Genomic DNA, 24,432 nt, shown 5'->3' with positions numbered 1-24,432 from the left:
ACCCGGCCGAATTCTGCCGTGAACGAACGGGCCGGGCGGGGCATCCGTTCTGTCGTAATCTTGGCGTGTGGACATTCGAATCGGCATCACCAACAGCTCCCGCGAGATCACCTTCGAGTCGAACCAGACGGCGGATCAGATCCGCGCGGTCGTCGCAGAGGCGCTCGACGGCGACGCGAAGTACTTCACCCTCTCCGACGAGAAGGGCAGCCTGTTCATCGTGCCAGTCGCCACCTTCGGCTACCTCGAACTCGGCGCCGAGAACCCGCGCCGGGTCGGCTTCGTCGCGTGACCCAGCCCGGCTTCTGACTAGGCTCGCCTCATGACTAGGCTCCTCTCGTGAACATGGAGATGCTGTTCGCCGTGCTCGGCGGGCTGTTCATCTCGCTCGCCCTGCACTGGGCGCTCCCGCACCGTGACACGCGCGGTACTGCGCTCCTCGGGGCCATCGGCGCCGCGGTCACCGCGGTCGTGTGGTCGGCGCTCACCTGGCTCGGCTGGCCGTTCGACGGCGGCTGGATCTGGGTGGTCGCGATCGCTGCGGGGCCGCTCGTCGCCATCGCGGTGGGCCTGTGGCTTCCGCGTCGACGCCTGCAGCACGACGAGGAGCTCTTCGCGACGCTCGCCAAGGGCTAGCCTCTCCCCCGCCGTTCAGGGGCATTTGCTACCCTGAGGGCAGGGCCTTCACCCGGCCCCCGGACGAGGGATCAGTACCCGGAACGCGACAAGACTGGCCATGGAGGCCGTCATGGCGTGGGTTGTTCTTGTGATCTCGGGAGTCCTCGAAGCGGTGTGGGCGACCGCACTCGGCAGGTCGGAGGGCTTCACGAAGCTCTGGCCGAGCGTGACCTTCGTGGGGGCACTGATCCTCAGCATGGGTGGTCTCGCCATCGCGATGCGTGACATCCCCACCGGCACGGCGTACGCCGTCTGGGTCGGCATCGGCGCAAGCCTCACCGTCATCTACGCGATGGCGTTCGGCGGCGAGCCCGCATCCATCGTCAAGGTTCTGCTCATCCTGGGCCTCGTGGGCTGCATCATCGGTCTCAAGCTGGTCGACGGATGATCACCGGATGATCGCAGGCACCGCATCCGATACCGAGCCGTTTTCGGCGGTGTGAGGGTGCCGCCGCGGGCTCGATCCGCCGATAACGGCTCGCAACCGGCGGCGCGGAGGCCGAGTTGCCTCAGGCGCGCAGCTCTGCCCGGCGCAGCGCCCGCGCCTTCGGCCAGGTGAGCACGAGCGCCGCCAGCACTCCGACGAACCCGCCGATCGAGTTGGCGACGAGGTCACGCGCATCCGGCACCCGGTCGCGCAGGAACAGCTGCGTCGTCTCGATGCCGACGGTCAGCACGACGGCGAGCAGCACCGCAAGCCACCACCGGCCGCGGCCGAGCAGCAGCACGAGCATGAGCCCGATCGGCACGAACATGAGCACATTCGCCGTGAACTCGACCCCGTCGTAGGTGACCCACTCGGTGGCGGCGCGGTCCTGCAGCCAGCGGATGGCCGTCCACAGGAACCGGCGCCCGTCGCCGTCGAGCGGCTGCGGCCCGAGCGTGACCCAGCCGATCACGGCGAGGTAGCCGAAGGTCGCGAGTGACAGGACGGGGTGACGGCGGAGCATCCGACAATCGTCCCGCACCTCCGCTGGGAATAGACCTGCCCGCAACAGATCGGTGAGCATCCGTCGTCGGATATCCTCGACTCGGCGCCGCGACGCCGCCCGGTACCGACCCAACCCCGAGGGGGCCCCATGCTCGACACCGCCGCACTGCCCGACGTTGCCGCATTCGCCTCCGCGAACGGCCTCCGCCACGAGGCGAGCGCTCCGAAGCCCGCGTATGGCGGTGCCGTCTTCGAGTACCTGCAGAGCGCATCCGTCACCGACCGCTTCACGAGCACCGACGGCACCTTCGAGGTCGGCAACCTCTCGGGAACGGTGGGCGGCTCGCAGAGGAGCGACGCCGGCGGCTTCACCATCACGACCTCGTACAGCAGCACGTCGAGGCGCAGCTACGGGTACCTGGCGATGCGTCTCGAGCGTGCGCTGCCCCACCTGGTGCTCGATGCGACGCGCAACGATCGCACCTTCGGCTCGAGCATCCCCATGCCGATCGCCGACGGTCAGACCCTGTCGCTCGAGGGCGACTTCAACACCTATTTCACCCTGCACTGCCCGAACGGCTACGAGCGCGACGCACTCTACGTCTTCGCCCCCGACCTGATGGCGCTCCTCATCGACGAGACCGGCGACTTCGATGTGGAGATCGTCGACGACATGCTGTTCGTCTACTCGAACACGCCATTCGATGTGTCGGATGCCGCGCTGTGGCAGCGACTGGATCGCATCCGCGAGGTGGTCGGCGCGAAGGCGCTCCGGCAGACCGGCCGCTACTCGGACGACCGCGTCACGGCAGGAACGACCGTGGCAGGAGCCACGGCGAGCGCGACGGGCGCCCCGAACGCCGTCGGCGAGGACGGCCGCCGACTCTCCCAGGGCTTTCTCGGAACAGACCCGAAGAAGAACCCGAAGCGGATGCTGTGGGTCGTCGGCGGCGTCATCATCGGCGTGGTCGTGATCATCGGCGTCGTCGGCACCATCATCGTCACGACGGTGCTGTCGGGGCTCCGCGGCGCGCTTTAGGAGCGGCGCGCTTCAGGAGCAGCGCTTCAGGAGCGGCGCACTCCCGGAGCGGCGCGCCTAGAACTCCTCGTGCGTGTCGGGGTCGCCGTCCCACAGTCGGCCCGACTCGAGGGCGCTGATCGCGGTGATCTCCGCATCCGTCAGTTCGAAGCCGAACACGTCGAGGTTCTCGCGCTGCCGGCCCGCATCCCCCGAGCGCGGGATCGGCACCGAGCCGAGCTGGATGTGCCAGCGCAGCACCGCCTGCGACGGCGTCACCCCGTGCGCGGCGGCCACGTCGACGATCGTGGGAACGGTCGTGAAGTCGGCGTGCCGTGACCCGAGCGGGCTCCAGCTCTGGGTGCGGATGCCGTGCGCGGCATGGAACTCGCGCAGCTCGCCCTGCGGAAAGTTCGGGTGCAGTTCGACCTGGTTGACGGCGGGGGTCACACCCGTCTCGTCGATGAGACGCTGCAGCTGCGTTGGCGTGAAGTTGCTGACGCCGATCGAGCGGGTCAGGCCGCGCTCGCGCAGCTCGATGAGGGCACGCCACGTGTCGACGTACTTGTCGACCTTCGGCAGCGGCCAGTGGATGAGGTACAGCTCGACGTGGTCGAGGCCGAGGTTGCCGAGCGACTCCTCGAGGCTCGCGATTGCGCTGTCGTAGCCGTGGTGGCGACCGGGCAGCTTGGTCGTGACGAACAGCTCGTCACGCGACACGGACGACGCCCGGATGCCCTCCCCCACATCGCCCTCGTTCTTGTAGTTGAGGGCGGTGTCGAGCAGCCGGTAGCCGGAGTCGATGGCCCGCGAGATGGAGGCGTCGCCCTCCGATCCGAGCAGGTTGTAGGTTCCGAGCCCGATCGCGGGGATCGTGGTGCCGTCGTTGAGCGTGTGGGAGGGAATCGTCATCTCCCCAGTCTGCCCCGTGCTCGCCCAGCCCGCAGCCTGCGTTACGAGGCTGAGACCGAGCCGAAATCACTCCTCGATCTCGGCGCGGCCAGGGTGCATGATGGGCATCAGGGCCACAGGAACGACCCCGAGGGAGTGACGGCAGATGCCTCTCGCCATCGAGACCACACGACTCGCCAAGCGCTTCGGCAGGACCACCGCGCTGCACGGCATCGATCTGGCGGTGGAGCAGGGCGCTGTCTTCGGGCTCATCGGCCCGAACGGGGCGGGCAAGACGACGCTCATGCGTGTTCTGCTTGACCTCATCCGCCCCAGCTCCGGCCGGGCCGCAGTTCTGGGGCGCGAGCCTCGCGGGGCGGGGCCCGCCCTTCGCCGCGAGATCGGCTTCCTCCCCGGCGAGCTGCGGCTGGAGGGGCGCATCAGCGGGCACGAGCTGCTGCGCCACTACGCCCGCATCAGCGGCCGTGTCGCGCCGGCGGCCGTCGACGTGCTCGCCGAACGACTGGGCCTCGATCTGGGCCGTCAGGTGCGCACGCTCTCGAAGGGCAACAAGCAGAAGCTCGGGCTCGTACAGGCCTTCATGCATCGCCCCCGTCTGCTCGTGCTCGATGAGCCGACGAGCGGGCTCGATCCGCTCGTGCAGCAGGAGTTCCTCGCGATGGTGCGGGAGGCGAGGGAGCTCGGCCAGACGGTGTTCCTCAGCTCACACGTGCTGAGCGAGATCCAGCAGGCCGCCGACACCGTCGCCATCCTGCGCGCGGGCCGCGTCGTCACCGTGAGCGACGTCGAATCGCTGCGGCTGACGGCCATCCGCCGGGTGCGGGTGGGGATTGCGGATGCCACGGCACAGCAGTTGCAGACGGCGCTGGCCGCGATCCCCAACGTCACCGAGCTGGCCTTCACCGAACTCGGCGGCTCCGACGGAGACGGAACGCGGATGACCGCCAGGGTCGAGGGCGGCATCGACCCGTTTCTGAAGGCCATCGCCCGTTTCACGGTGAACGATCTCGTCGCTGAGGAGCCCGATCTCGAGGAGTCGGTGCTTCGCCTCTACAACACGGATGCTTCGGACGGCGACGAGGCAGGGGCACGATGATGCGGCTCCCCCTCTTCAGGCGTGCCCTCAGCGATTCCTGGCGTTCGCTCCTCGGCTGGAGCATCGGCATCCTCGCGGCACTGCTCCTCTATCTGCCGCTGTTCCCCGCAATAGGCGGCAACGCCGACATGAGGAAACTGCTCGACAGTCTGCCCCCTGAACTCGTGAAGACGATCGGCTACGAGCAGATCGCGACGGGAACCGGCTACACCCAGTCCACCTTCTTCGGCCTCATGGGCTTCGTGCTGTTCACGATCGCCGCTACTGCCTGGGGCACGGCCGCCATCGCCGGCGACGAGGAGTCGGGCTCGCTCGAACTCACCCTCGCGCACGGCGTCGGCCGCACGCAGCTGGTGCTCGAGCGCGCGGCGGCCCTCCTGACTCGGCTCGGCGCCCTCGCCGTCGTCGCCACCATCGCCATCCTGGCCCTCAACGGCCCCTCAGGGTTGGACATCCACCCCGCCCATATTCCGGCCGCGGCCGCCGCCCTGCTGGGGCTCACGCTCCTCTCCGGCATGGCCGCCCTCTGCGTCGGGGCGCTCACGGGTCGGCGCAGCCATGCGACGGTTGCGGGCGCCGGCATCGCGGTGGTCTCCTACGCGCTCAACGCCGTCGCCAATCAGGGGCAGGATCTCGGCTGGCTTCACGGCTGGTCGCCCTACCACTGGGCCTTCGGCGGCTCCCCGCTCGTGAACGGTGTCGGCGGAGCGGGCGGCTCCCTCTGGCTGAACTACGCCGTCTCGGCGGTGCTGCTCGTCATCGCGGTCATCGCGTTGAACCGGCGAGACCTGAAGAACTAGGCGGTGAGGCCGAGGGCATCCATGCGGCGTGTGTGCGCCGCGATCAGCTCTGTGAAGACGGGCTCCAGCCGGGCCTCATCCGGCGCACGACCGCCCGGGGCAGCCAGCGCGGACCTCGCCACGAGCAGCGTGTCACCCACAAGGCGACGACCCCACAGGGCGAGACGCGATGCGATCAGTGGCTGCGCGTCGATCTCGGAGCGCAGCAGTTCCACGAGCAGCGGGGCGGGATCGTTCTGGATGAGCAGGGTCGTGATGCGTTCGCGGGGGCCGTCGTGCAGGCCCTCGGCGAGCGAGGCGAAGAAGTCGGTGAGCATGCCCGCGGTGATGTAGGCGGTGACGACGGTCTCGTACCAGTCCGCTCCGCGGGTCTCCGCGCGGAACCGGTCGATGGGCGCCGCGAAGTACTCCATCAGCTCCGATGGCGTGTCGCCGCCGCGCGTGATCTCGGCGAGCAGGCCGTCGAGCTTCGCCTGCGAGATCTTCGCCACACTGCTCAGCGCGACCTTGGCAGCCGTGCTCGGCGCGGATGCGATGGCACCGGTGATCGTCTCGAAGTTCGACAACTGCAGGTAGGCGGCCTGCCCGAGGTAGCGGGGCAGATCGGGGGTGAGCTCGGCAACGCTCACCTTGTTGACCGTGCGGCCCGACCCGTCGGAACGCGACTTCAACTTGGGCGCGACGACGGCCTTGCTGCGGCGGGCGAAGAGCTTGAACACGGGGACAAGACTACCGGCGCGCACCGTATTCGCCGTGCCAGGACGCGCAATCGGGGCCCGCACAGGCGCCATCCCCTAAACTGGTCGCAATGCCTCCCGCTTCTGGTGGAGGTTCCTACGCCCCATGTCAAACCGGGCGTACTCGCTTCGGACAGGGCCCACACAACGTGACTTCCATCGTTTCAACCGATTCAGACCAGCCGACAGAACCCGTTGTGGAGCCTGTCGCAGAGCAGACATTCGCCGATCTCGGCATCGAGCAGGACATGTGCGATGCTCTCGCGACGAAGGGCATCCTGCACCCCTTCCCCATCCAGGTGCAGACGATCCCGATGGGCCTGGGCGGCCAGGACATCATCGGCCAGGCCAAGACGGGAACCGGCAAGACGCTCGGCTTCGGCCTTCCGCTGCTGCAGGAGCTCGGCCCGAACCCGGAGCCCGGAGTGAAGGCGCTCGTCGTCGTGCCGACCCGCGAGCTCTGCGTCCAGGTCGCAGAAGACCTCACCCTCGCCGCATCGAACCGCGGCACGCAGGTCGCCGCCATCTACGGCGGCAAGGCCTACGAAGGCCAGGTGGAGCAGCTGAAGGCAGGCGCGCAGGTCGTCGTCGGCACACCGGGCCGCCTCCTCGACCTTGCCAACCAGCGGATGCTGTCACTTGCAGCGGTCAAGGTCATGGTCCTCGACGAGGCCGACAAGATGCTCGACCTCGGCTTCCTCGCCGATATCGAGAAGCTGTTCGCGCAGACCTCACCCACCCGCCACACCATGCTGTTCTCGGCGACGATGCCCGGCCCGATCGTGGCCCTCGCCCGTCGCTTCATGAACAAGCCCATCCACATCCGCGCCACCGACCCGGATGAGGGGCTCACGCAGGCGAACATCAAGCACGTCGTCTACCGCGCACACAACCTCGACAAAGACGAGGTCATCTCCCGCATCCTGCAGGCCGAGGGCCGCGGCAAGACCGTCATCTTCACCCGCACGAAGCGCGCCGCCGCGAAGCTCGTGGAGGAGCTCAACGACCGCGGCTTCAACGCTGCGGCCGTGCACGGCGACCTCAACCAGGATCAGCGCGAGCGCGCCATGGCCGCCTTCAAGGCCGGCAAGAAGGACATCCTGATCGCAACGGATGTCGCGGCGCGCGGAATCGACGTCAACGACGTCACGCACGTCATCAACCACACGGTGCCCGACGACCACGACACCTACCTTCACCGCGCCGGCCGCACCGGTCGCGCGGGCAAGACGGGCATCGCCGTCACCTTCGTCGACTGGGACGACCTCCACAAGTGGGCGCTCATCAACCGCGCCCTCGACATGGGCGTTCCGGAGCCCGTCGAGACGTACTCGTCGTCGCCGCACCTGTTCACCGACCTGGACATCCCGGAGGGCACCAAGGGTCGCCTCAAGACCGCAGGCCCCGCGCGCGAACGCGAGCCGCGCTCGGCCACGGCCGGCGCATCACGCAACAGGCGCGACGGCGGCCGCGACGGCTCAGGTCGCAGCGAGGGCGGGCGCAGTGAGGGCGGTTCGTCCGAGGGCGACCGCCAGCGTTCGCGGCGCCGCACGCGCACCGGCAGCGGCGAGACCCCGCGCTCCGAGAGCGGCGAGCAGCGCCCCGAGGGCGCCGGAACGCACGACGGCGCCGGCCCCACGCGTCGCCGCCGCAACCGCACCCGTCGGCCCAGCACGGGCAGCACGCCGCCGCCCGCCGCCTGATCCCACCCCCGCCGGTCGAGGTGGTGCCGTCCACGGCGCCAGTCTCGAGACCGGCGGCACGAGCAACCAGCAGCACCGCTACGGCAGGTACGGCTCCGCGCCGCTCGCCTCGGTGATGATCCGTTCGAGCACTTCGGGCGTTGTGGTGTTCTCGGCGAGCCGGTTCGGTTTGCCCGCCCCGTGGTAGTCGCTCGATCCGGTGACGACGAGGTCGAAACGACGCGCCAGTTCGTGCAGCCGCTCTTTGCCGTCCGGTGTGTTCTCGCGGTGGTCGATCTCGAGCCCGAAGAGTCCGGCCTCGACCATGAGCCGCATGGTCTTCTCGTCGGCGACGGAGTCCCGGCCCCGCGTTCCGGGGTGCGCGAGCACGGGCACCCCACCTGCGGCCCGCACGAGTCGGATGGCCGCGATGGGGTCGGGCGCGTAGTGCGGCTGCGAGTAGCCGTGCCGCGGGTGCAGGATGCCTTCGAAGGCTTCACTTCTGGTGGTGGCGTGGCCGCGGGCGACGAGAGCATCGGCAATGTGGGGTCGCCCGACTGTCGCGCCTTCTGCGGTCTGCTCCAGAACATCCGCCCAGCTGAGTTCGAAGTCGTTCGACAGTCTTTCGACGATCGCTTCGGCCCTCGTGAGCCGTGCGGCGCGGATGCGGGCGGTCTCGGCGACGATGCCCGCATCCGTCGGGTCGAACAGGTAGGCGAGCAGGTGCACACTCTTCCAGCCGAGGCGGGTGCTGAATTCCATGCCGGGCACGACGGTGAGGCCGGTTCCGGATGCTGCGGCCTTCGCCTCGAGCCAGCCGGCGGTCGAGTCGTGGTCGGTGAGGGCGATGGTGTCGAGCCCTTCCCGCACGGCCGCGGCGATCAGCTGCGCGGGCGTCTCGGTGCCGTCGGACACGCTGGAGTGCGTGTGCAGGTCGATGAGGCGGGGCATGGCCCAACTCTATTCCGCGGGCGTTGCGGGGCCGGCCGTTTCCGCTGACGGCGTGAGCGCATCCGCACCCCGCAGGTGCCGCCGCGGCGCAGCGGATAGGGTTGCATCGCCATGTTCCGTCGTCTTGCCGCCGCCGCGCTGATCCTCGTCACCATCGCGGTGCTGCTGCTGTGTGCGTGGCCTCAGCTGTTCGGCCTGCAGCGCACCGAGTTCGTCGCCCAGATCGTGTCGCTGCGGGGTTCGGCGGTGGCGGTCGCCGTCGTGCTGTTGGTTGTTCTTCTACTGCTGGCGCTGCTCATCGGCCCGTTCCGCCGGCTGGGCGCGTCTCTGGCCGTTCTGCTGCTCGCCTTCGCCGCGGTGAACACGGTGGTGCTGGTGAGTCGCGGCGCTGGCGCACTCCTGCCGTCGGATGATGCGACGACGTCGGCCACCTCCGATGGCATCACGGTGCTGTCGTGGAACACCCTCGGCCCGGCGACCACTCCCCAGCAGGTGGCCGATCTGGCGGTCGAACAGCAGGCTGATGTCGTCGTGCTGCCGGAGACACGCGGTGAGGATGCGATCGCTGCGGCGGTCGCCATGCGCGAGGCCGGTAGGCCCATGTGGGTGTCGACGCGCGCCTACGATCTGGTGTCGCCGGCGCGCTCCACGTCACTGCTCGTGAGCGCCGAGCTCGGCGAGTACACCTTCGATGTGGATGCCGTGTCGACGTCGGTGCTGCCGACGATCGTCGCGAGCCCGGTCGACGGCTCCGGCCCCACGATCATCGCGGTGCACGCTGTCGCGCCGATCCCGGGCCAGATGGACAACTGGCGGGCCGATCTGGCCATGCTGGCCGACATGTGCGCCGGCGACGACATCCTCATGGCCGGCGACTTCAATGCGACCATCGACCACTTCCAGGGCCTGGGCAGGCCGGGGGCGGGCGGTCGCCCGGCCGGCACGGTCGCGGCGGGCGCCAGGCTCGGCGACTGCGCCGATGCGGCAGCGCTCACGAACTCCGCGGCACTCGGCACCTGGCCGACCGCGCTGCCGTCGCTCCTCGGAGCCCCCATCGACCACGTCATGGTGACCGACGACTGGGAGGTAACCGCGTTCTCGGTGATCGAGGATCGCGACAGGTCCGGCAGCGACCACAGACCTGTCGTCGCCCGCCTGCTTCCGCGAGGCTGAGCATCCGGAGCTGACGTCTTTCGCCGGCGCGACTTTCTGCAGCGCGAAGGGAGACAATGGATGCATGGCCACAAGCAGCGAATCCTCCGAACCCGACAGCAGCGCACTCGACGGCAGCACACTCGACAGCAGCGACACCGCACTCGACACCATCGAGACGGTCCACCCCGAGAGCACGCGCCCCGACGCTGCGGGCACGGCGCCCGCCGTGGTGCCGCGCGCGACCGGCAACAGGTCGACGACCCCGGCATCCGAGGCGTTCACGACGTTCATCTCCTCCGGCTGGGCGGACCGTACGGATGCGATTCCTGCGCCGCGTGAGCAGGCCGCGTTCGCCGCAGCCCGCCGGCAGCGCGTCTCCGCGATGCACCCCGGCAAGCGGCTCATCATCCCCGCGGGGGCGGCGAAGGTGCGCTCCAACGACACCGACTATCCGTTCCGGGCGCATTCGGCGTTCTCACATCTGACCGGGTGGGGCAGCGACAGCGAGCCCGGCGCCGTGCTCGTCATGGAGCCGAGCGGTTCGGGTCACGAGGCGACCGTGTTCTTCCGGGAGCGCGCGGGTCGCGACTCGAGCGAGTTCTACGCGAACCCCGAGATCGGCGAGTTCTGGATCGGCCCGAGGCCGTCACTCGCGCAGGTCGCCGGAGACCTGGGCTTGGCCACGCGCGGCATCGCCGAGTTCGAGGCCGTGCTCGACTCCGTTGACGCCGACACCCTCCTGGTGCGCGACGCCGACCGCGACACGACCGAGCAGGTGGATGGCCGCCGGCTGCTCGCCATCGACGTCGAGCCGGGCGACGACGAGGCCGAGAACGGCGACGCCACCCTCGCGCGGGACGTGTCGGAGCTGCGACTCGTGAAGGACTCCTACGAGGTCGAGCAGATGCGCCTCGCCGTCGACGCCACGAAGCGCGGCTTCGACGACGTCATCGCCGACCGGGCCGAGATCGTGGCGCACCCCCGCGGCGAGCGCCTCGTCGAGGGCACCTTCAACAGGCGCGCCCGCGCCGACGGCAACACCGTCGGTTACGACACGATCGCCGCATCCGGCCCCCACGCCTGCGTGCTGCACTGGACCCGCAACGACGGCCCCGTCAACGAGGGCGACCTCATCCTGCTCGACGCGGGCATCGAGCTCGACAGCCTGTACACGGCTGACATCACCCGCACCCTGCCGATCTCCGGCATCTTCAGCCCCGTTCAGCGCCGCGTGTACGAGGCCGTTCTGGAGGCGGCGGATGCGGCGTTCGCGATCGTGCGCCCGGGCATCCGTTTCAGGGAGATCCATGCAGAGGCGATGAAGGTCATAGCGCGCAAGACGGCCGAGTGGGGTCTGCTGCCGGTCAGCGCGGAGGAGTCACTGGAGCCGGCGCGGCAGTTCCACCGCCGCTACATGGTGCACGGCACCAGCCACCATCTGGGCATCGACGTGCACGACTGCGCGCAGGCCCGCAGGGAGCTCTACATGGACGGTGTGCTCGAGGAGGGCATGGTGTTCACGATCGAGCCGGGCCTGTACTTCCAGCCCGATGACCTGACCGTTCCGGAGGAGTTCCGGGGTATCGGCGTGCGCATCGAGGACGACATCCTGGTGACGGCGGATGGCGCCGAGAACCTGTCGGCCGGCATCCCGCGCACGGTCGACGATGTGGAGGCCTGGCTGCGCTAGCAGCCACGACCACCTCAGACGGAGGGCGCTCAGGCGACAGGGGTACTCAGGCCGGGTCGCACGGCGCGGGGGCGACGGCGGCCAGCACCTTGTCGGAGACGCTGAGGAGCGCCGCCAGTTCACGCTCGTCGAGCACGTCGAAGAAGAACTCTCTGATGGCTCTGGTGTGCCCTCGCATGGCACCCAGTGTGGCGCGGCGACCCTCGGCCGTGATCTCGACCCAGGTGCCCCGCAGGTCGTCTTCGCATTCGGTGCGGTTGAGGAGGCCTCTGGCCGTCATGCGGCTCACCTGGTGCGAGATGCGGCTCTTCTCCCACCCGATGCGCTCGGCCAGGTCGCGACTGCGCAGGCGCTTCTCGGTGGATTCGAAGATGGCGAGCAGGATCTCGTAATCGGCGCTGGATATCGCGGAGTCTGTCTGCAGTTGGTTCTCGAGGGCACGGTCGAGCTGGCGGCGCATGGCATAGAAGCTGCGCCAGACCCGCCATTGCTCGGCGCTGACCTCGGACACTTCGGACATGCCATCCATTCTATCAGTTGGTTGACACGTCACCCAGATAAGATAAGATGACACGTCACCAAAACAGGGTGGCCTCTGAAGAATTCTGCGAAAGGTACGTCTCTTGTCAGACCTCAAGATTGGCATCATCGTCGGCAGCACCCGCCCGGGCCGTAACGGCATCCAGGTGGGCCAGTGGGTCAAGGAGAACGCCTCGGCAGACGGAGTCGAGTTCGAACTCGTCGACCTGCACGACTTCAAGCTCCCCCTTCTCGAGGAGCCCTTCCCCGCGGGCGCCGGAAACTACCTCGGCGACGAGGCCAACGCCTGGGCGTCGAAGGTCGCCGAATTCGACGGCTTCATCTTCGTCTCCGCCGAGTACAACCACTCCGTTCCCGCCGCGCTCAAGAATGCGCTCGACTACGTGAACGCCGAATGGAACAACAAGGCCGCCGCCATCGTCAGCTACGGCTCCATGGGCGGCGTTCGCGCCGGAGAGCACCTGCGTCAGATCTTCGGCGAACTGCAGATGGCAGACGTGCGCACCCACGTCATGTTCTCGCTGTTCACCGACTTCACCTACGGCGAGAACGGCGAGTCGACCTTCACCCCGGCCGCCCTGAAGGCCGGAGAACTCGAAGGTCAGATCTCGCAGCTCGCCGCCTGGGCCCGTGCCCTGCAGCCGCTGCGCGCCGAGGCAGACGAACTCGCGGCGTAATCAGCCCCTGGCGTGACGCCTGATCGCCCGCCGAACATCGACCGGTGTGCCCCGCTTCGCGCGGGGCACACCGCGTCAAGCGCCGACGCAACGATCAGCGGAATCGATCGAGTGGATCGACCCGCGGGGTCGGTTAGTGCTCGTGCGGTGCCGAGGCCTTGAACGCGAGGCGGCCATGCGTGTACGCGGCGCCCGAGCCGATCGCTGCGGCGACCCAGACGGCCTCGGCGATCTCAGCATCCGTCGCCCCCGCCCTGACGGCGTCCTTCGTGTGGGCCTCGATGCAGTACGGGCACTGTTTGGAGATGGCGACGGCCACAGCCATCAGCTCGCGGTACTTCTTGGGGATCTCACGGCCCTCAGCGGCGAACACGGCACCGCTGAAGTCGGCGTACGCCTTCAACAGATCGGGGCTGGCCGTCTTGTAGTTGCGCATGTACTCGCGGTCGTCATCACTCATGGGGGTCTGTCCTTTCGAGGAGCTGCTGGGCACGCAGGCTCAGCGCGGGGTCGACGATGATCTGATAACTGCTGGCCAACACCTGGTGGGTCGAGGTGAAGTCGCGGCGTCGACGATTCAGCGTGTACGAGACGATGCCGAAGATCATGCCGAATCCGGCGCCGATGAGAAGAGCAGCGCCGACGAAGGCGAGGGATGCGGGGTCGCCCGAGAACAGGAACATGATGAGCCCGAAGAACAGCCCGAACCAGGCACCGCTGGCCGCCCCCGTCAGAGCGGAGCGCCCGTAGGTGAGCTTGCCGGTGACTCTCTCGACCGTCTTCAGGTCGCTGCCGATGATCGACAGCTTGGCGACCGGGAACTCGCGCTTCGCCAGCGTGTCGACGACGGCCTGCGCCTCCGGGTAGCTTTCGTAGCTGCCCAGCAGATCACCTCGCGGCAGTGTCGGAAAGGCCTGACCGCGACGCGAAAACGGGCTTTGGTTGCTCACCCGGCCATTCTCCCATGCGGCGGCTAGGGTTAAGCCGTGAGCCCCACAAGAGTCTTCGTAGCGCGCCTGGCCGGGTGCTCCGTCTTCGACCCCGCGGGCGACAAGGTGGGCCGCGTCCGCGACGTGCTCATCGTGTACCGCAGCGACAATTCGCCTCGCGTGGTCGGCTTCGTCGTCGAGGTTCCGGGCCGCAGGCGTGTGTTCCTCTCGATCGGGCGCATCACGAGCATCGGCTCCGGCCAGATCATCACGACAGGGCTCATCAACCTGCGTCGCTTCGAGCAGCGCGGCGGCGAGGTTCAGGTGATCGCCGAGGTTCTGGGCCGCAAGGTCGTGTTCGTCAACGGCAGCGGCGACGCCACGATCGAGGATGTCGCGATCGAGGAGACCGACCAGGGAGAGTGGGAGGTCACCGAGCTCTTCCTGCGTCGCCCGCGCACGAGCGCCTCCCCCTTCGCGAAGGGCCACACGACGTTCGCCCGCTGGGAGGAGGTGCGCGACAACGAGATCGACGGTGAGGCGCAGTCGGCGACGCACCTGCTGGCCACCTATGAAGACCTGCTGCCGGCCGACCTCGCGAACGCCCTCCTCGACCTGCCTGAGCAGCGGATGCTCGAGGTCGCCGGGGAACTCAGTGACGCCCGCCTCGCCGATGTGCTCGAGGAGATGCCCGAGAGCGAACAGGTGGGCATCCTGAACAAGCTCGGCGACGACCGCGCCGCCGACGTTCTCGACCAGATGCAGCCGGATGACGCGGCCGACCTGATCGCGCAGCTCGACGACGAGCGCGGCGAGGCCCTCCTCGACCTGATGCAGCCCGAAGAGGCCGAAGATGTGCGCATGCTGCTGCTGTACGCGCCCGACACGGCCGGCGGCCTCATGACGACGGAGCCGATCATCGTCTCCTCCGATGCGACCGTCGCGGAGGGGCTCGCCCTCATCCGCCGCCACGAACTCGCCCCGGCGCTCGGCGCCGCCATCTGCGTGACCCTGCCCCCGTACGAGCCGCCGACGGGGCGCTTCCTCGGCATGGTCCACTTCCAGCGGATGCTGCGCTACCCGCCCGGAGAACGCCTCGGCACCATCCTCGACCAGCAGTTGGAGCCCGTGCACGCGAGCGCCTCGGCCGCCGAGGTGGCACGCATCCTCGCCAGCTACGATCTGGTGTCGGTGCCCGTCGTCGACGACAACCGCCGACTTGTCGGGGTGGTGACCATTGACGATGTCCTCGACTACCTGCTGCCGGATGACTGGCGAAGCCATGACGACGAACCCGCAACCGCGCCGTACATCACGACCGACACGCGACCCCAGCAGGTAGTCGCCCCGAGCGCAACACACCGAGGAAGGAGGCACGCCAATGGCACGTCGCGCTGACAACAGCAACCTCGACTCCCCCAAGGGACTGCGCCAGAACATCGTGCCCGGCTTCGGCGGCGGGCGCGATCGCGACCGCATGGGCCGCTTCTCGGAGTCGTTCGCCCGCGCCATGGGCACGCCGTGGTTCCTCGTCGGCATGACCCTCTTCTGTGTCGCCTGGATCGCCTACAACACGTGGGCGCCCGAGGAGGCACAGTTCGACCCGCGCGCGCTCAACTACACGCTGCTCACCCTCATCCTGTCGCTGCAGGCCTCCTATGCCGCGCCCATGATCCTGCTCGCGCAGAACCGTCAGGACGACCGCGACCGCGTGCAGATCGAGCAGGACCGCCAGCGTGCCGAGCGCAACCTCAACGACACCGAGTACCTGGCCCGCGAGGTGGTCGCCCTGCGGCTGGCCATGCAGGACGTCGCCAGCAAGGACTTCATCCGTGCCGAGCTGCGCTCCCTGCTCGAAGAACTCGAGAAGGACAAGGAAGAGCCGCAGATTGAGTGAGCCCGCGGATGCTGCCGTGACGTCTGAGGCTGCCGTCCGTGAGGCGCTCACCCGCGTCATCGACCCCGAGATCCGTCGGCCCATAACCGAACTCGACATGGTCGGTGACGTCACCGTCGACGGCGGGCGGGCATCCGTCACCATCAAACTGACGATCGTCGGATGCCCCGCCGCCGACCGCATCGAGAGTGACGTGCGTGAGGCGGTCGCCTCCGTGCCCGGCGTCTCGGAGGCTCTCGTCGACGTGACCGTCATGACTCCGACGGAGCGCCGCGCGCTCACGGAACGCCTCCAGGGTGGCCGGCAGCGCACCGTGCAGTTCGGCCCCGACTCGCTCACCCGCATCTACGCGATCACGAGCGGCAAGGGCGGCGTCGGCAAGTCAACACTCACCGCGAACCTCGCCGTCGCGCTGGCAGGCCGCGGCCTCAAGGTGGGCCTCGTCGACGCGGACGTCTTCGGATTCTCCATCCCCGGCATCCTGGGAATCCCGGATGCGAAACCCACCCGCGTGGGCGACATGATCCTGCCGCCCATCGCGCACGGCGTGAAGGTCATCTCGATCGGCATGTTCGTCGAAGGCTCCACCGCCGTGTCGTGGCGCGGGCCCATGCTGCACCGCACCATCCAGCAGTTCCTCACCGACGTCTTCTTCGGCGACATCGACGTTCTGCTGCTCGACCTGCCACCCGGAACGGGCGACGTGGCCATCTCGGTGGGGCAGCTGCTGCCGCAGGCGGACGTCATCGTCGTCACGACCCCGCAGGCGGCGGCCGCCGAGGTCGCCGAGCGCAGCGGGCTCGCCGCCCGGCAGACCGGCCAGAAGGTGTTCGGGGTGATCGAGAACATGGCGGGCCTCCCCCAGCCCGACGGCAGCGTGCTCGAACTGTTCGGCTCCGGCGGAGGCGCCGAGGTCGCCGCACGGCTCGGCGTTGACGTGCTGGCGAGCATCCCGCTCAGCATGGCGCTGCGCGAAGGCGGCGACGCCGGCATGCCCGTTGTGCTGTCGCATCCGGATAACCCTGCCGCCGCCGCGATCGACGCCGTCGCCACGCTGATCGCCGGCCGCGGCCACGGGCTCGCCGGCCGCAAGCTGGGCCTCACGGTCACGTAGCGCGGGCGGAGGGCCGAGACATCCGCAGCGCTCCCCGATGAGTCCACTGCGCTGGAGCGCATCGCCCGAGTTGCTCAGCAGGAAGAACTCAGGAACACACCGACGACAAGCGGCCGACCGCGGGGTGTCGGCACCTTTCTCCTGTCGAGCCCACAGACGGAGGACTCAGGCGGCCTGCTCAACCCGCGGGCCCGCCGGGCTCAGCGGCCGGGCGGCGTGATGCGGTTCGTGCGGTGCGCCCAGATGGCGATCTCGACCCTGTTGCGTACACCGAGCTTCGTCATGAGGCTCGCGAGGTGCGTCTTGACGGTGCTGAGGGTGATGAAGAGTTCGCCCGCGATCTCGTTGTTGCTGAGCCCTGTCGCGACCTTCGCGAGCACCTGCTCCTCCCGCTCGGTGAGCGGTTCGATCGGCTGCGCCACGGCATCCGCAGGTGATGCCCCCGCAAAGGCCTCGAGCAGTCGGACGGTCACGCTGGGCGCGATGAGGGCGTCGCCGCGGGCGGCCGCATGCACGGCTTCGGAGAGCAGCGCCGCCCCCGCATCCTTGAGAAGGAAGCCCCGGGCTCCCGCACGCAACGCGGCGTACACGTACTCGTCGAGGTCGAATGTCGTGATGATGACGACGGCCATCGGCTCCTCGACGCCGGGGCCCGCCAGAACGCGGGTCGCCTCGATGCCGTCGAGAATGGGCATCCGGATGTCGAACAGGCAGACGTCGGGCCGCAGGCTGCGGGCGAGCGCCACCGCTTCGGCCCCGTCGGAGGCCGCACCCACGACCTCGATGTCGGGTTGGGCGTCGAGGATCATCCCGAGGCCTGTGCGCACGAGCTCTTGGTCGTCGGCGATGAGTACCCGGATGGTCATATCGTCCATCCAACACGAGGCAGCACCGCGGTGACCACCCAGCCGCCACCGGCGGCTCGGCCCGCGTGGAGCGTTCCGCCGAGCAACGCCGCCCGCTCACCCATACCGGTGATGCCGAAGCCGGGTGTGCCCGCCGAGGTGGGCTCGCCGTCGTCGGTCACGCTCAGCCGTACGCCTTCGTGGTGCACCTCGACGAGCACGTCGATGCGGCTCGCGCCTCGCGCATGGCGCCGGGCGTTGGTGACGGATTCCTGCACGAGTCGGTAGACGGCGGCCGCGACGGTGGGCGGCACGGCGTCGGCGTCCCCTGTGATCTGGGCCGTGATCTGTGGCCCGTCCCGCTGCTCGGCCACAATCTGCTGGATGTCGGCGATCGTCGCGCCGGGGGCGAGCTCTGCAGCCTCCCCCTGTCGCAGTACGCGCACCATCGATCGCATCTCGGTCAGTGTCTTGGAGGCCTCCGCCTCGATCACGCGGAGAGCATCCGCCGCCGCATCCGGGTTGCGTTCGGCCACCGCGAGCCCCGCCTGCGCGCGGATGGCGATCGCGGAGACATGATGCGCGACCGTGTCGTGCAGGTCGCGTGCCAGCTGCTCCCGCTCGCGGAGCCTGACCGTGTCGAGCTCACGGAATCGCGAACCTGCGCGATTACGGAAGATGAGCGCGATGACGACCAGCAGGAGAACGAAGGCCACACCGCCGAGGGCGTCACCCCAGTTCGACCCCCAGAGGGCTGAGACGGCCAGACCGGCGACGACGATGGCGACACCCAGTATGAGATCCCGGCCGCCGCCCCAGCGGAACAGCGCGTACGGCAGCACGACCAGCAGCGCACCGGAGACCAGCTGGAGCTCCTGCCCCATGACGATGCTGAACCCGGTGATGATCGCGAAATCGATCGCCAGCATGAGCGACGGGCGCGTTCGACGCCACAACACGGTGGGAGCCACCGCGACCATGGCCACGACGGAGAGCAGCGGCCAGGAGAGATCGGTGCGGAGCAGGCCCTCGATCACGGAGAACACCACGATGACCGCCAGGAGTGCCCAGTCTCGCCACACCCGGCGGGGCGGGGCGGGAACCGCACGCGGCGAGTTCCACATCGAGCGCAGCAGGCGGGTCATCCCCTCATGATATGAGCGCTTCACGCTGCAACGGATCGGCACGACGGACGAGGAGGAGACCGTACTTTCGGCCGACCCGATTCGGGCCGATCTCCCGATGCCCTGGTCTGCTCCCGGCACCGAGTATCGAGTCATGACAGATCAGCCCTCCCCCAGCGCTTCGATGCGTGCGGCCGTGTACCGCAGATTCGGCACCCCGGATGTCGTGCGAGTCGAACAGCTCCCCCGGCCGGTTCCGCGCCGAGGCGAGGTCCTCGTGCGAGTCCATGCGAGCACCGTCAGCGTCGCCGATCATCGGGCCCGCAGCCTCGACATCCCGAGCGGGCTGCGGATTCCTGCAGCCCCCAGCATCGGTGTGTTCCGGCCCCGCCACCGGGTGCTCGGCATGGATGTCGCCGGCGTCGTGGCGGCGATCGGAGCCGACGTGAGCAGGTTCGCCGTCGGCGATGAGGTGATCGCCATGATGGGCGCCAGGTTCGGCGGCCACGCGGAGTACGCCGTCGTGTCGCAGGACGGCGCGATCACCGCAAAACCGCGCACCATGAGCTTCGAGGAGGCCGTGACACTCGTCTTCGGCGGCGTGACCGCCCGCGGATTCCTGAAGCAGGTCACCATCACAGCCGGAGACACCGTACTGGTCAACGGCGCATCCGGTGCCGTCGGAACAGCCGCAGTGCAGCTGGCCAAGGAGCTCGGCGCAGACGTCACCGGCGTGACCAGCTTCGTCAACCGTGAGCTCGTCAGCTCACTGGGAGCGGATCACATCATCGACTACACGACGGATGACTTCACCGCCCAGAACAGGCGGTACAACGTCATCATCGACTGCGTCGGCAACGCCCCCTTCGAGAAGGTCACCGACCTCATCACACCGGGCGGCGCACTGCTGCTGGTGATCTCCGACCTGCGCAGCCTCCTCGGCTCGCGTCGACAGAGCCGCCGCAGCGGAAAGATCGTCACGGCCGACGTCGGCCCGGCCCGCGCAGAAGACCTCGCCCACCTCGTCGGCCTCGCCGAAGCAGGCCGCTACACGGCGGTCATCGACCGCAGCTACGACCTCGCCGACATCGTCGAAGCGCACCGCTACGTCGACACCGGGCGCAAGAAGGGCAACGTCGTTCTGCGCCTCACCACCCCCACACCGCACCACCTCAACGAAGGACCCACCTCATGACCACAACACCTGAGATCGTCGAAACCCCGCGCCAACGGATGAGCGGGCTGCACCTGGCCCTGCTCGTCATCGGCGTGCTCCTGAGCGGAGGCATGTCCCAGCTGTTCCGCGAACCCGACCACTTCTGGTTGGCACTCGCCGGCGTCGTCGTCGCGACCCCCCTGATCCTGTTCGGGGCCCACGGACTGGGCAGGAGCATCCGCCTGGACAGCCCCGGGGCTGCCACCGACGCGAGCTATCCCGCTCGTCTGGAGGGCCAGCTCGACCCGGCGCTCTCCCGCGGCCTCTGGCTGGTCAAGTGGCTGCTCGCCATCCCGCACTACATCGTGCTCGCCATCCTCTGGACGGCGTTCCCCGTCGTGGTGCTCGCCTCCGCGATCATGATCCTGTTCACCGGCCGCTACCCGAGGGGATTCTTCGAATACGTCGTCGGGGTGCTCCGCTGGAGTTGGCGCGTGACGTTCTATGCCACCGGCGTGCTGGCCACCGACAAGTACCCGCCGTTCACCCTCGCCCGCACCGACTTCGCTGCGACGTTCGACGTCGACTACCCCGAACGACTCAACCGCGGCCTGGTGCTCGTGAAGTCGTGGCTGCTCGCGCTGCCGCACCTCCTCATCATCGGCCTCCTCAGCGGAAGCTTCTGGTTCGCGAGCGACGGCCCCGCCTCCGCCGGACTCGTCGGCCTGCTCGTCTTCATCGCCGCCATCGGCCTGCTCTTCACCGGCGCCTACCTGCGCGGTCTGTTCGACCTCGTGATGGGCATCCACCGCTGGGTGTACCGGGTCTTCGCCTACACCTCGCTGCTGCGCGACGAGTACCCGCCGTTCAGGCTCGACCAGGGCGCCGCCGAACAACTCGCTGATTGAGCGAGCAAACCGCGCCGACCGTAGGATGTGCACATGGCAGGGAAAATGCTCAGCCGGTCGGTCGCCGATGACCTCGACCGTGACATCCGTTCGAGTTCCGGCGAGCGCGAGGCGGTGCTCGCCCCGTTCACGGGCGAGGTGCTGCACGAGCTGCCGCTGAGCACGCCAGAGGACGTCGTGGCCGCCGCCGCGCACGCCCGCCTCGCGCAGCTGGCCTGGTGGGGTGCCGGATTCGCGCACCGCCGCAGGGTTCTGCTCAGGGCTCACGATCTGCTGTTGGAGCGGCGCGAGCTGCTGCTCGACGCCGTGCAGAGCGAGACGGGCAAGACGCGGGGGCAGGCCTTCGAGGAGGTCTTCCAGGCGGCGACGGTGACGCGCTATCACGCGGTCGCCGCGGAGTCGATCCTGCGCCCGCAGCGTCGGCGTTCCGGCATTCCGCTCGTGCTGCGCACCACCGTCGATGCCCGACCGAAGGGCGTCATCGGCGTCATCACTCCCTGGAACTTTCCGCTCAGCCTCGCTGCGATGGATGTCATCCCGGCCCTCGCCGCCGGCAATGGCGTCGTGCAGAAGGCCGACAATCAGGGCGCCCTCAGCATCCTGGCCCTGCGCCGCGCCTTCATCGACGCGGGTGTGCCCGCCGAGCTGTGGCAGGTGGTGACGGGTGCCGGCGCGGTCGTGGGCACCGCGGTGACCGACAACTGCGACCATGTGTGCTTCACGGGCTCGACGGCGACAGGCCGCACTGTCGCAGTGCGCGCCGCCGAACGCCTCATCGGCGCCTCCCTCGAGTTGGGCGGCAAGAACCCGCTTGTGGTGCTCGACGATGTCGATCCGAAGAAGGCCGCCGCGGATGCCGCCTACGCCTGCTTCTCATCGATGGGGCAGCTGTGCGTGTCGATCGAGCGCGTGATCGTGCAGCGTGGCGTCGCCGATGAGTTCATCGAGGAGTTCGCCAGCCGCGTGCGGTCGCTCACGCTGGGTGCGGCCTTCGACTACACGAGTGACGCCGGTTCGCTCACCCTGCCGTCGCAGCTCGAGAACACGCGGCGGCATGTTGCGGATGCTGTGGCGAAGGGCGCGACGCTGCTCACCGGCGGCAGGCCCCGCCCCGAGCTGGGCCCGCTGTTCTACGAGCCGACGGTGTTGACGGATGTGACGCCCGATATGGCCTGCCATTCGCAGGAGACCTTCGGCCCGGTAGTGAGTGTGAGCATCGTCGAGGACGATGAGGAGGCCATCGTCGCGGCCAACTCCTCGGAGTATGGGCTGAACGCATCCGTCTTCGGGCGAAGCCTGCGGCGTGCACGGCGCATCGCCGACGGGATCGACGCGGGGAGCGTCAACATCAACGAGGGCTATCGGGCGACGTTCTCGGCGGTCGATGCGCCCATGGGCGGCGTGAAGAACTCGGGCCTCGGTCGACGCAACGGGCCGGAGGGGCTCATGCGTTTCGTGCAGCAGCGCACCACCGCGCATGCGACGGGCCTGCTTCAGCTGCCCCGCACGGGCGGGGAGTTCGCCCCCATGGCGGGCCTCATGGTCACGCTGCTGGTCGCGCTCCGGACCCTGCGCATCCGCTAGCCCTTCTGCCGGTGCGCCGCGCGCTCAGGTGGCTTCGGCGTCGAAGGGGGCCGGGGTGCCGGAGTCGGCGAGTTGGCGGCGGCGTTCTGCTGCCGACTCGACCGGGCGCTTGTGCGTGGGCGGCTTGATGACGGGAGGCTCCGGCGCGTCGGTGAGGGCCTCGCGGATGATTCGGCGCGGGTCGTACTGCCGCGGGTCGAGCTTCTTCCAGTCGACCTCGTCGAACTCGGGGCCCATCTCGTCGCGCAGGCGATCCTTGGCACCGTCGGCCATCTCCTTGAGCGATCTGACCAGCCGGCCCAGCTGCGCCGCATAGTACGGGAGCCGTTCGGGGCCCAGCACGAACACCGCTATCACCCCGATGAGGAGCAGCTTGTCGAAGGTGAGGCCGAACATCCATTCAGACTAACCCGTGCGCCCTCGCCAGAAGCCGCCGAGCGGGGCCATATCCTTGGAACGAGCAAGGAGTAGCAGTGTCAGACAAAGTAGCCAGCTGGAAGTTCGCCGAGGAGCTCGTCACCGAGCCCGCCGTCGCAGCGCACGCGAGGCAGGCGTCCCTCGAACTCGGCATCGACACGGTGTCACCCGCGACGGGCGCTCAGATCGCCCTCGTCGCGGCAGCATCATCCGCCCGCACGATCATCGAGATCGGCACAGGCGTCGGCGTCAGCGGTCTCTGGATGCTGCATGGCGCACCCGAGGCGACTCTCACCTCGATCGACATCGAGGCTGACCACCAGCAGACCGCCCGGGGTTTCTTCTCTGAGGCCGAGGTTCCGGCCAATCGCGTGCGCCTCATCACGGGCCGCGCGCGCGACGTGCTGCCGCGCATGAACGAGCAGTCGTACGACATCGTTCTGGTGGATGCCGACCCGCAGTCGGTCATCGAGTATGTCGAGCACGGTCTGCACCTGGTTCGCCCGGGCGGCACCGTGCTCGTGCCGCACGCCCTGTGGCGCGACCGGGTCGCCGATCCGGCGAAGCGCGACGACACGACCACCGCATTCAGGGCACTGTTGAAGGAGACCTCGGAGTCGACCGCCGTGCTCAGCGCACTCACGCCCGTCGGTGACGGCCTGCTGCAGCTGACGCGCCTCGACGCCTGAGCTTTCGCCCAGGCGCCGAGCCCGTCGACTCCCGGAGGCTACCTCTCGTAGACCTCGATGTCGCCCGCCGTCGTGCTGATCCTGTAGACGCGGTCGGCTTTGGCGTCGCTTGAGACGTCGCTGCTGATGTCCCCCGCCGTGCTGTTGGCGTCGATCCTGTACCGGCCGTCGGGCAGCCCGATGCGCACATTGCCGGCCGTCGATTCCACGTCGATGCTGCTCGGCAGCTCTGCGAACGCGAAGTCCATGTCGCCCGCGGTCGTCTCGCTGCGGAACGCGCCTCTCACCGCGAGGTCGTCCAGTTCGGCGGTGCCGGCTGTTGACTCCAGTCTCAGGTCGTTCACGCTGCCGGAGAGTGTGATGTCGCCCGCCGTGGACCGCACCGAGACATCCGCGTAGTCGCCGTCGACGCGCACGTCGCCGGCGGTGGTCTCGAGATTGACGTCGAGCCGCCCCTCGGTCTCCGGCAGCAGCAGGGTGAGCTTCGCCGATTCCGCGCTCCAGTCACCGAACACCCCTCCCCCGAACCATCCGAACCAGCCGTCGTTTCCGATGGAGACCACGAGCGTGTCATCTCGCACCGAATAGTCGAACTGCAGGTTCGTATCGCCCTGGTCGTATCGGAGTTCGGGCACATCGGCCCTCGGATCCATCACGATGTCGACATCGGCGGCGCTCGTCTTCACCTCGACCGTCTCGAACGATTCTGAGACGGAGAAGGTGCCGGATGTGTCGTGTCGGTTCTGTGATCGCACGATCCCGATGACCGTGAAGGCCAGGATCATGACGAGCACGATCGAGCCGAGCACGAGCAGCACGGTGCGGAGGGTGTTCGAGCGCGGGGCGGGTGACCCGCTGGGTACTGTCGTCGGATTCTGTGATGTCATGGTGCTGCCTCCTGG

The 24,432-nt window shown here is 68.6% G+C and carries 27 protein-coding genes, 1 pseudogene and 1 riboswitch; of the genes and pseudogenes, 17 read left to right on the top strand and 11 right to left on the bottom strand.

The genetic code is table 11. From position 1 onward, the window contains the following. The first annotated feature begins 67 nt into the window (after positions 1–67). From FB562_RS02165 to FB562_RS02155, 3 genes are all read left to right on the top strand, one after another. Positions 68–292, top strand: a complete 225-nt coding sequence (locus FB562_RS02165; protein WP_141879642.1) for a DUF3107 domain-containing protein — start codon at positions 68–70, stop codon at positions 290–292. A gap of 47 nt (positions 293–339) precedes the next feature. Then, positions 340–636: a hypothetical protein gene (locus FB562_RS02160; RefSeq protein ID WP_141879641.1), complete on the top strand. Its 297-nt coding sequence runs from the start codon at positions 340–342 to the stop codon at positions 634–636. A gap of 39 nt (positions 637–675) precedes the next feature. Continuing rightward, positions 676–739, top strand: a riboswitch (guanidine-III (ykkC-III) riboswitch). A gap of 9 nt (positions 740–748) precedes the next feature. Continuing rightward, positions 749–1,066: a DMT family transporter gene (locus FB562_RS02155; RefSeq protein WP_141879640.1), complete on the top strand. Its 318-nt coding sequence runs from the start codon at positions 749–751 to the stop codon at positions 1,064–1,066. 121 nt (positions 1,067–1,187) lie between these two features. On the opposite strand, the gene FB562_RS02150 is transcribed toward FB562_RS02155, so the two are convergent. After that, positions 1,188–1,628 carry a VanZ family protein gene (locus FB562_RS02150; protein WP_141879639.1) on the bottom strand — a complete coding sequence of 147 codons (441 nt, stop codon included), beginning with the start codon at positions 1,626–1,628 and terminating at the stop codon, positions 1,188–1,190. Positions 1,629–1,757: 129 nt separating this feature from the next. Here FB562_RS02150 and FB562_RS02145 point away from each other — a divergent pair, with 129 nt between their 5' ends. Next, positions 1,758–2,648 (top strand): hypothetical protein, encoded by an 891-nt coding sequence (locus FB562_RS02145; protein ID WP_141879638.1) that lies wholly within the window; start codon positions 1,758–1,760, stop codon positions 2,646–2,648. Positions 2,649–2,705: 57 nt separating this feature from the next. Here the strand turns inward: FB562_RS02145 and FB562_RS02140 are convergent, their stop codons facing one another. Further along, entirely contained in the window at positions 2,706–3,539 is an 834-nt protein-coding gene (locus FB562_RS02140) for an aldo/keto reductase (protein WP_141879637.1), read from the bottom strand. A 145-nt stretch (positions 3,540–3,684) separates the two neighbouring features. Here FB562_RS02140 and FB562_RS02135 point away from each other — a divergent pair, with 145 nt between their 5' ends. Both FB562_RS02135 and FB562_RS02130 read left to right on the top strand, forming a co-directional pair. Next, complete coding sequence (locus FB562_RS02135) at positions 3,685–4,635, top strand: ABC transporter ATP-binding protein (protein ID WP_141879636.1); 951 nt, start codon at positions 3,685–3,687, stop codon at positions 4,633–4,635. Continuing rightward, on the top strand, positions 4,632–5,435 hold the full coding sequence (locus tag FB562_RS02130) for an ABC transporter permease subunit (RefSeq protein ID WP_141879635.1): 804 nt from the start codon (positions 4,632–4,634) through the stop codon (positions 5,433–5,435). The genes FB562_RS02135 and FB562_RS02130 overlap by 4 nt, the downstream gene beginning before the upstream one ends. On the opposite strand, the gene FB562_RS02125 is transcribed toward FB562_RS02130, so the two are convergent. Next, positions 5,432–6,154 (bottom strand): ferritin-like fold-containing protein, encoded by a 723-nt coding sequence (locus FB562_RS02125; protein WP_141879634.1) that lies wholly within the window; start codon positions 6,152–6,154, stop codon positions 5,432–5,434. The genes FB562_RS02130 and FB562_RS02125 overlap by 4 nt on opposite strands. A 266-nt stretch (positions 6,155–6,420) precedes the next feature. Between FB562_RS02125 and FB562_RS02120 the strand changes: the two genes are divergently transcribed. After that, entirely contained in the window at positions 6,421–7,875 is a 1,455-nt protein-coding gene (locus FB562_RS02120; RefSeq protein WP_141881039.1) for a DEAD/DEAH box helicase, read from the top strand. A gap of 78 nt (positions 7,876–7,953) precedes the next feature. Here FB562_RS02120 and FB562_RS02115 read toward each other — a convergent pair whose 3' ends face one another. Beyond that, entirely contained in the window at positions 7,954–8,805 is an 852-nt protein-coding gene (locus FB562_RS02115; RefSeq protein WP_141879633.1) for a PHP domain-containing protein, read from the bottom strand. 111 nt (positions 8,806–8,916) lie between these two features. Here FB562_RS02115 and FB562_RS02110 point away from each other — a divergent pair, with 111 nt between their 5' ends. Further along, the gene (locus FB562_RS02110; RefSeq protein WP_141879632.1) at positions 8,917–9,978 is read left to right on the top strand and encodes an endonuclease/exonuclease/phosphatase family protein; all 1,062 of its coding nucleotides are present in this window, start codon (positions 8,917–8,919) and stop codon (positions 9,976–9,978) included. Between the two features lie 64 nt (positions 9,979–10,042). Then, complete coding sequence (locus FB562_RS02105) at positions 10,043–11,650, top strand: aminopeptidase P family protein (RefSeq protein WP_141879631.1); 1,608 nt, start codon at positions 10,043–10,045, stop codon at positions 11,648–11,650. Between the two features lie 46 nt (positions 11,651–11,696). On the opposite strand, the gene FB562_RS02100 is transcribed toward FB562_RS02105, so the two are convergent. Beyond that, complete coding sequence (locus FB562_RS02100) at positions 11,697–12,170, bottom strand: MarR family winged helix-turn-helix transcriptional regulator (RefSeq protein ID WP_185740424.1); 474 nt, start codon at positions 12,168–12,170, stop codon at positions 11,697–11,699. A 103-nt stretch (positions 12,171–12,273) separates the two neighbouring features. Between FB562_RS02100 and FB562_RS02095 the strand changes: the two genes are divergently transcribed. Further along, a complete protein-coding gene (locus FB562_RS02095) occupies positions 12,274–12,867 on the top strand; it encodes an NADPH-dependent FMN reductase (protein WP_141879629.1) in 594 nt (197 codons plus the stop codon). Positions 12,868–13,000: 133 nt separating this feature from the next. Here FB562_RS02095 and FB562_RS02090 read toward each other — a convergent pair whose 3' ends face one another. Further along, the gene (locus tag FB562_RS02090; protein ID WP_141879628.1) at positions 13,001–13,327 is read right to left on the bottom strand and encodes a carboxymuconolactone decarboxylase family protein; all 327 of its coding nucleotides are present in this window, start codon (positions 13,325–13,327) and stop codon (positions 13,001–13,003) included. Next, positions 13,320–13,817, bottom strand: coding sequence for a YflT domain-containing protein (locus tag FB562_RS02085; RefSeq protein ID WP_141879627.1), 498 nt, complete (start codon positions 13,815–13,817; stop codon positions 13,320–13,322). The genes FB562_RS02090 and FB562_RS02085 overlap by 8 nt, the downstream gene beginning before the upstream one ends. A gap of 36 nt (positions 13,818–13,853) precedes the next feature. Between FB562_RS02085 and FB562_RS02080 the strand changes: the two genes are divergently transcribed. From FB562_RS02080 to FB562_RS02070, 3 genes are read left to right on the top strand one after another with little or no spacing between them, the layout of a single operon-like run. Next, entirely contained in the window at positions 13,854–15,194 is a 1,341-nt protein-coding gene (locus tag FB562_RS02080; protein ID WP_141879626.1) for a magnesium transporter MgtE N-terminal domain-containing protein, read from the top strand. After that, the gene (locus FB562_RS02075) at positions 15,178–15,693 is read left to right on the top strand and encodes a DUF1003 domain-containing protein (protein ID WP_141879625.1); all 516 of its coding nucleotides are present in this window, start codon (positions 15,178–15,180) and stop codon (positions 15,691–15,693) included. The genes FB562_RS02080 and FB562_RS02075 overlap by 17 nt, the downstream gene beginning before the upstream one ends. Then, the gene (locus FB562_RS02070; RefSeq protein WP_141879624.1) at positions 15,686–16,807 is read left to right on the top strand and encodes an Mrp/NBP35 family ATP-binding protein; all 1,122 of its coding nucleotides are present in this window, start codon (positions 15,686–15,688) and stop codon (positions 16,805–16,807) included. The genes FB562_RS02075 and FB562_RS02070 overlap by 8 nt, the downstream gene beginning before the upstream one ends. Positions 16,808–17,007: 200 nt before the next feature. Here the strand turns inward: FB562_RS02070 and FB562_RS02065 are convergent, their stop codons facing one another. Next, positions 17,008–17,673 carry a response regulator gene (locus FB562_RS02065; protein WP_141879623.1) on the bottom strand — a complete coding sequence of 222 codons (666 nt, stop codon included), beginning with the start codon at positions 17,671–17,673 and terminating at the stop codon, positions 17,008–17,010. Then, positions 17,670–18,797: a sensor histidine kinase gene (locus FB562_RS02060; protein ID WP_141879622.1), complete on the bottom strand. Its 1,128-nt coding sequence runs from the start codon at positions 18,795–18,797 to the stop codon at positions 17,670–17,672. Before FB562_RS02060 ends, FB562_RS02065 begins: the two co-directional genes overlap by 4 nt. Positions 18,798–18,930: 133 nt before the next feature. Between FB562_RS02060 and FB562_RS02055 the strand changes: the two genes are divergently transcribed. The 3 genes and pseudogenes from FB562_RS02055 (at position 18,931) to FB562_RS02045 (ending at position 22,424) form a co-directional block, all read left to right on the top strand. Continuing rightward, positions 18,931–19,971 (top strand): NAD(P)-dependent alcohol dehydrogenase, encoded by a 1,041-nt coding sequence (locus FB562_RS02055; RefSeq protein ID WP_221625352.1) that lies wholly within the window; start codon positions 18,931–18,933, stop codon positions 19,969–19,971. Positions 19,972–20,207: 236 nt separating this feature from the next. Continuing rightward, positions 20,208–20,840 (top strand): annotated as a pseudogene (locus FB562_RS02050) (DUF4389 domain-containing protein); the annotation flags it as partial. A 33-nt stretch (positions 20,841–20,873) separates the two neighbouring features. Further along, positions 20,874–22,424 (top strand): succinic semialdehyde dehydrogenase, encoded by a 1,551-nt coding sequence (locus tag FB562_RS02045; RefSeq protein ID WP_141879620.1) that lies wholly within the window; start codon positions 20,874–20,876, stop codon positions 22,422–22,424. Between the two features lie 24 nt (positions 22,425–22,448). Here FB562_RS02045 and FB562_RS02040 read toward each other — a convergent pair whose 3' ends face one another. Beyond that, positions 22,449–22,820 (bottom strand): twin-arginine translocase TatA/TatE family subunit, encoded by a 372-nt coding sequence (locus tag FB562_RS02040; protein WP_141879619.1) that lies wholly within the window; start codon positions 22,818–22,820, stop codon positions 22,449–22,451. A gap of 77 nt (positions 22,821–22,897) precedes the next feature. Between FB562_RS02040 and FB562_RS02035 the strand changes: the two genes are divergently transcribed. After that, complete coding sequence (locus tag FB562_RS02035; RefSeq protein WP_141879618.1) at positions 22,898–23,530, top strand: O-methyltransferase; 633 nt, start codon at positions 22,898–22,900, stop codon at positions 23,528–23,530. A gap of 38 nt (positions 23,531–23,568) precedes the next feature. On the opposite strand, the gene FB562_RS02030 is transcribed toward FB562_RS02035, so the two are convergent. Next, positions 23,569–24,417 carry a DUF4097 family beta strand repeat-containing protein gene (locus FB562_RS02030; RefSeq protein WP_141879617.1) on the bottom strand — a complete coding sequence of 283 codons (849 nt, stop codon included), beginning with the start codon at positions 24,415–24,417 and terminating at the stop codon, positions 23,569–23,571. Positions 24,418–24,432: the final 15 nt, after the last annotated feature.

Origin of the sequence: Homoserinimonas aerilata, from assembly GCF_006716125.1 — a bacterium.
In the GTDB taxonomy this organism is placed as follows: Bacteria; Actinomycetota; Actinomycetes; order Actinomycetales; family Microbacteriaceae; genus Homoserinimonas; species Homoserinimonas aerilata.
Note: the sequence above shows the minus strand (reverse complement) of the source record. Positions and strands in the feature narration are given on the sequence as shown.

Bases quoted from the DNA above. Each gene is read 5' to 3' on its own strand.
- FB562_RS02105 (WP_141879631.1), top strand. From the start codon at position 10,043: ATGGCCACAAGCAGCGAATCCTCCGAACCCGACAGCAGCGCACTCGAC.
- FB562_RS02150 (WP_141879639.1), bottom strand. From the start codon at position 1,628: ATGCTCCGCCGTCACCCCGTCCTGTCACTCGCGACCTTCGGCTACCTC.
- FB562_RS02140 (WP_141879637.1), bottom strand. From the start codon at position 3,539: ATGACGATTCCCTCCCACACGCTCAACGACGGCACCACGATCCCCGCG.
- FB562_RS02090 (WP_141879628.1), bottom strand. From the start codon at position 13,327: ATGAGTGATGACGACCGCGAGTACATGCGCAACTACAAGACGGCCAGC.
- FB562_RS02120 (WP_141881039.1), top strand. From the start codon at position 6,421: ATGTGCGATGCTCTCGCGACGAAGGGCATCCTGCACCCCTTCCCCATC.
- FB562_RS02030 (WP_141879617.1), bottom strand. From the start codon at position 24,417: ATGACATCACAGAATCCGACGACAGTACCCAGCGGGTCACCCGCCCCG.
- FB562_RS02135 (WP_141879636.1), top strand. From the start codon at position 3,685: ATGCCTCTCGCCATCGAGACCACACGACTCGCCAAGCGCTTCGGCAGG.
- FB562_RS02065 (WP_141879623.1), bottom strand. From the start codon at position 17,673: ATGACCATCCGGGTACTCATCGCCGACGACCAAGAGCTCGTGCGCACA.
- FB562_RS02045 (WP_141879620.1), top strand. From the start codon at position 20,874: ATGGCAGGGAAAATGCTCAGCCGGTCGGTCGCCGATGACCTCGACCGT.
- FB562_RS02115 (WP_141879633.1), bottom strand. From the start codon at position 8,805: ATGCCCCGCCTCATCGACCTGCACACGCACTCCAGCGTGTCCGACGGC.
- FB562_RS02075 (WP_141879625.1), top strand. From the start codon at position 15,178: ATGGCACGTCGCGCTGACAACAGCAACCTCGACTCCCCCAAGGGACTG.
- FB562_RS02040 (WP_141879619.1), bottom strand. From the start codon at position 22,820: ATGTTCGGCCTCACCTTCGACAAGCTGCTCCTCATCGGGGTGATAGCG.
- FB562_RS02130 (WP_141879635.1), top strand. From the start codon at position 4,632: ATGATGCGGCTCCCCCTCTTCAGGCGTGCCCTCAGCGATTCCTGGCGT.
- FB562_RS02055 (WP_221625352.1), top strand. From the start codon at position 18,931: ATGACAGATCAGCCCTCCCCCAGCGCTTCGATGCGTGCGGCCGTGTAC.
- FB562_RS02110 (WP_141879632.1), top strand. From the start codon at position 8,917: ATGTTCCGTCGTCTTGCCGCCGCCGCGCTGATCCTCGTCACCATCGCG.
- FB562_RS02060 (WP_141879622.1), bottom strand. From the start codon at position 18,797: ATGACCCGCCTGCTGCGCTCGATGTGGAACTCGCCGCGTGCGGTTCCC.
- FB562_RS02145 (WP_141879638.1), top strand. From the start codon at position 1,758: ATGCTCGACACCGCCGCACTGCCCGACGTTGCCGCATTCGCCTCCGCG.
- FB562_RS02100 (WP_185740424.1), bottom strand. From the start codon at position 12,170: ATGTCCGAAGTGTCCGAGGTCAGCGCCGAGCAATGGCGGGTCTGGCGC.
- FB562_RS02155 (WP_141879640.1), top strand. From the start codon at position 749: ATGGCGTGGGTTGTTCTTGTGATCTCGGGAGTCCTCGAAGCGGTGTGG.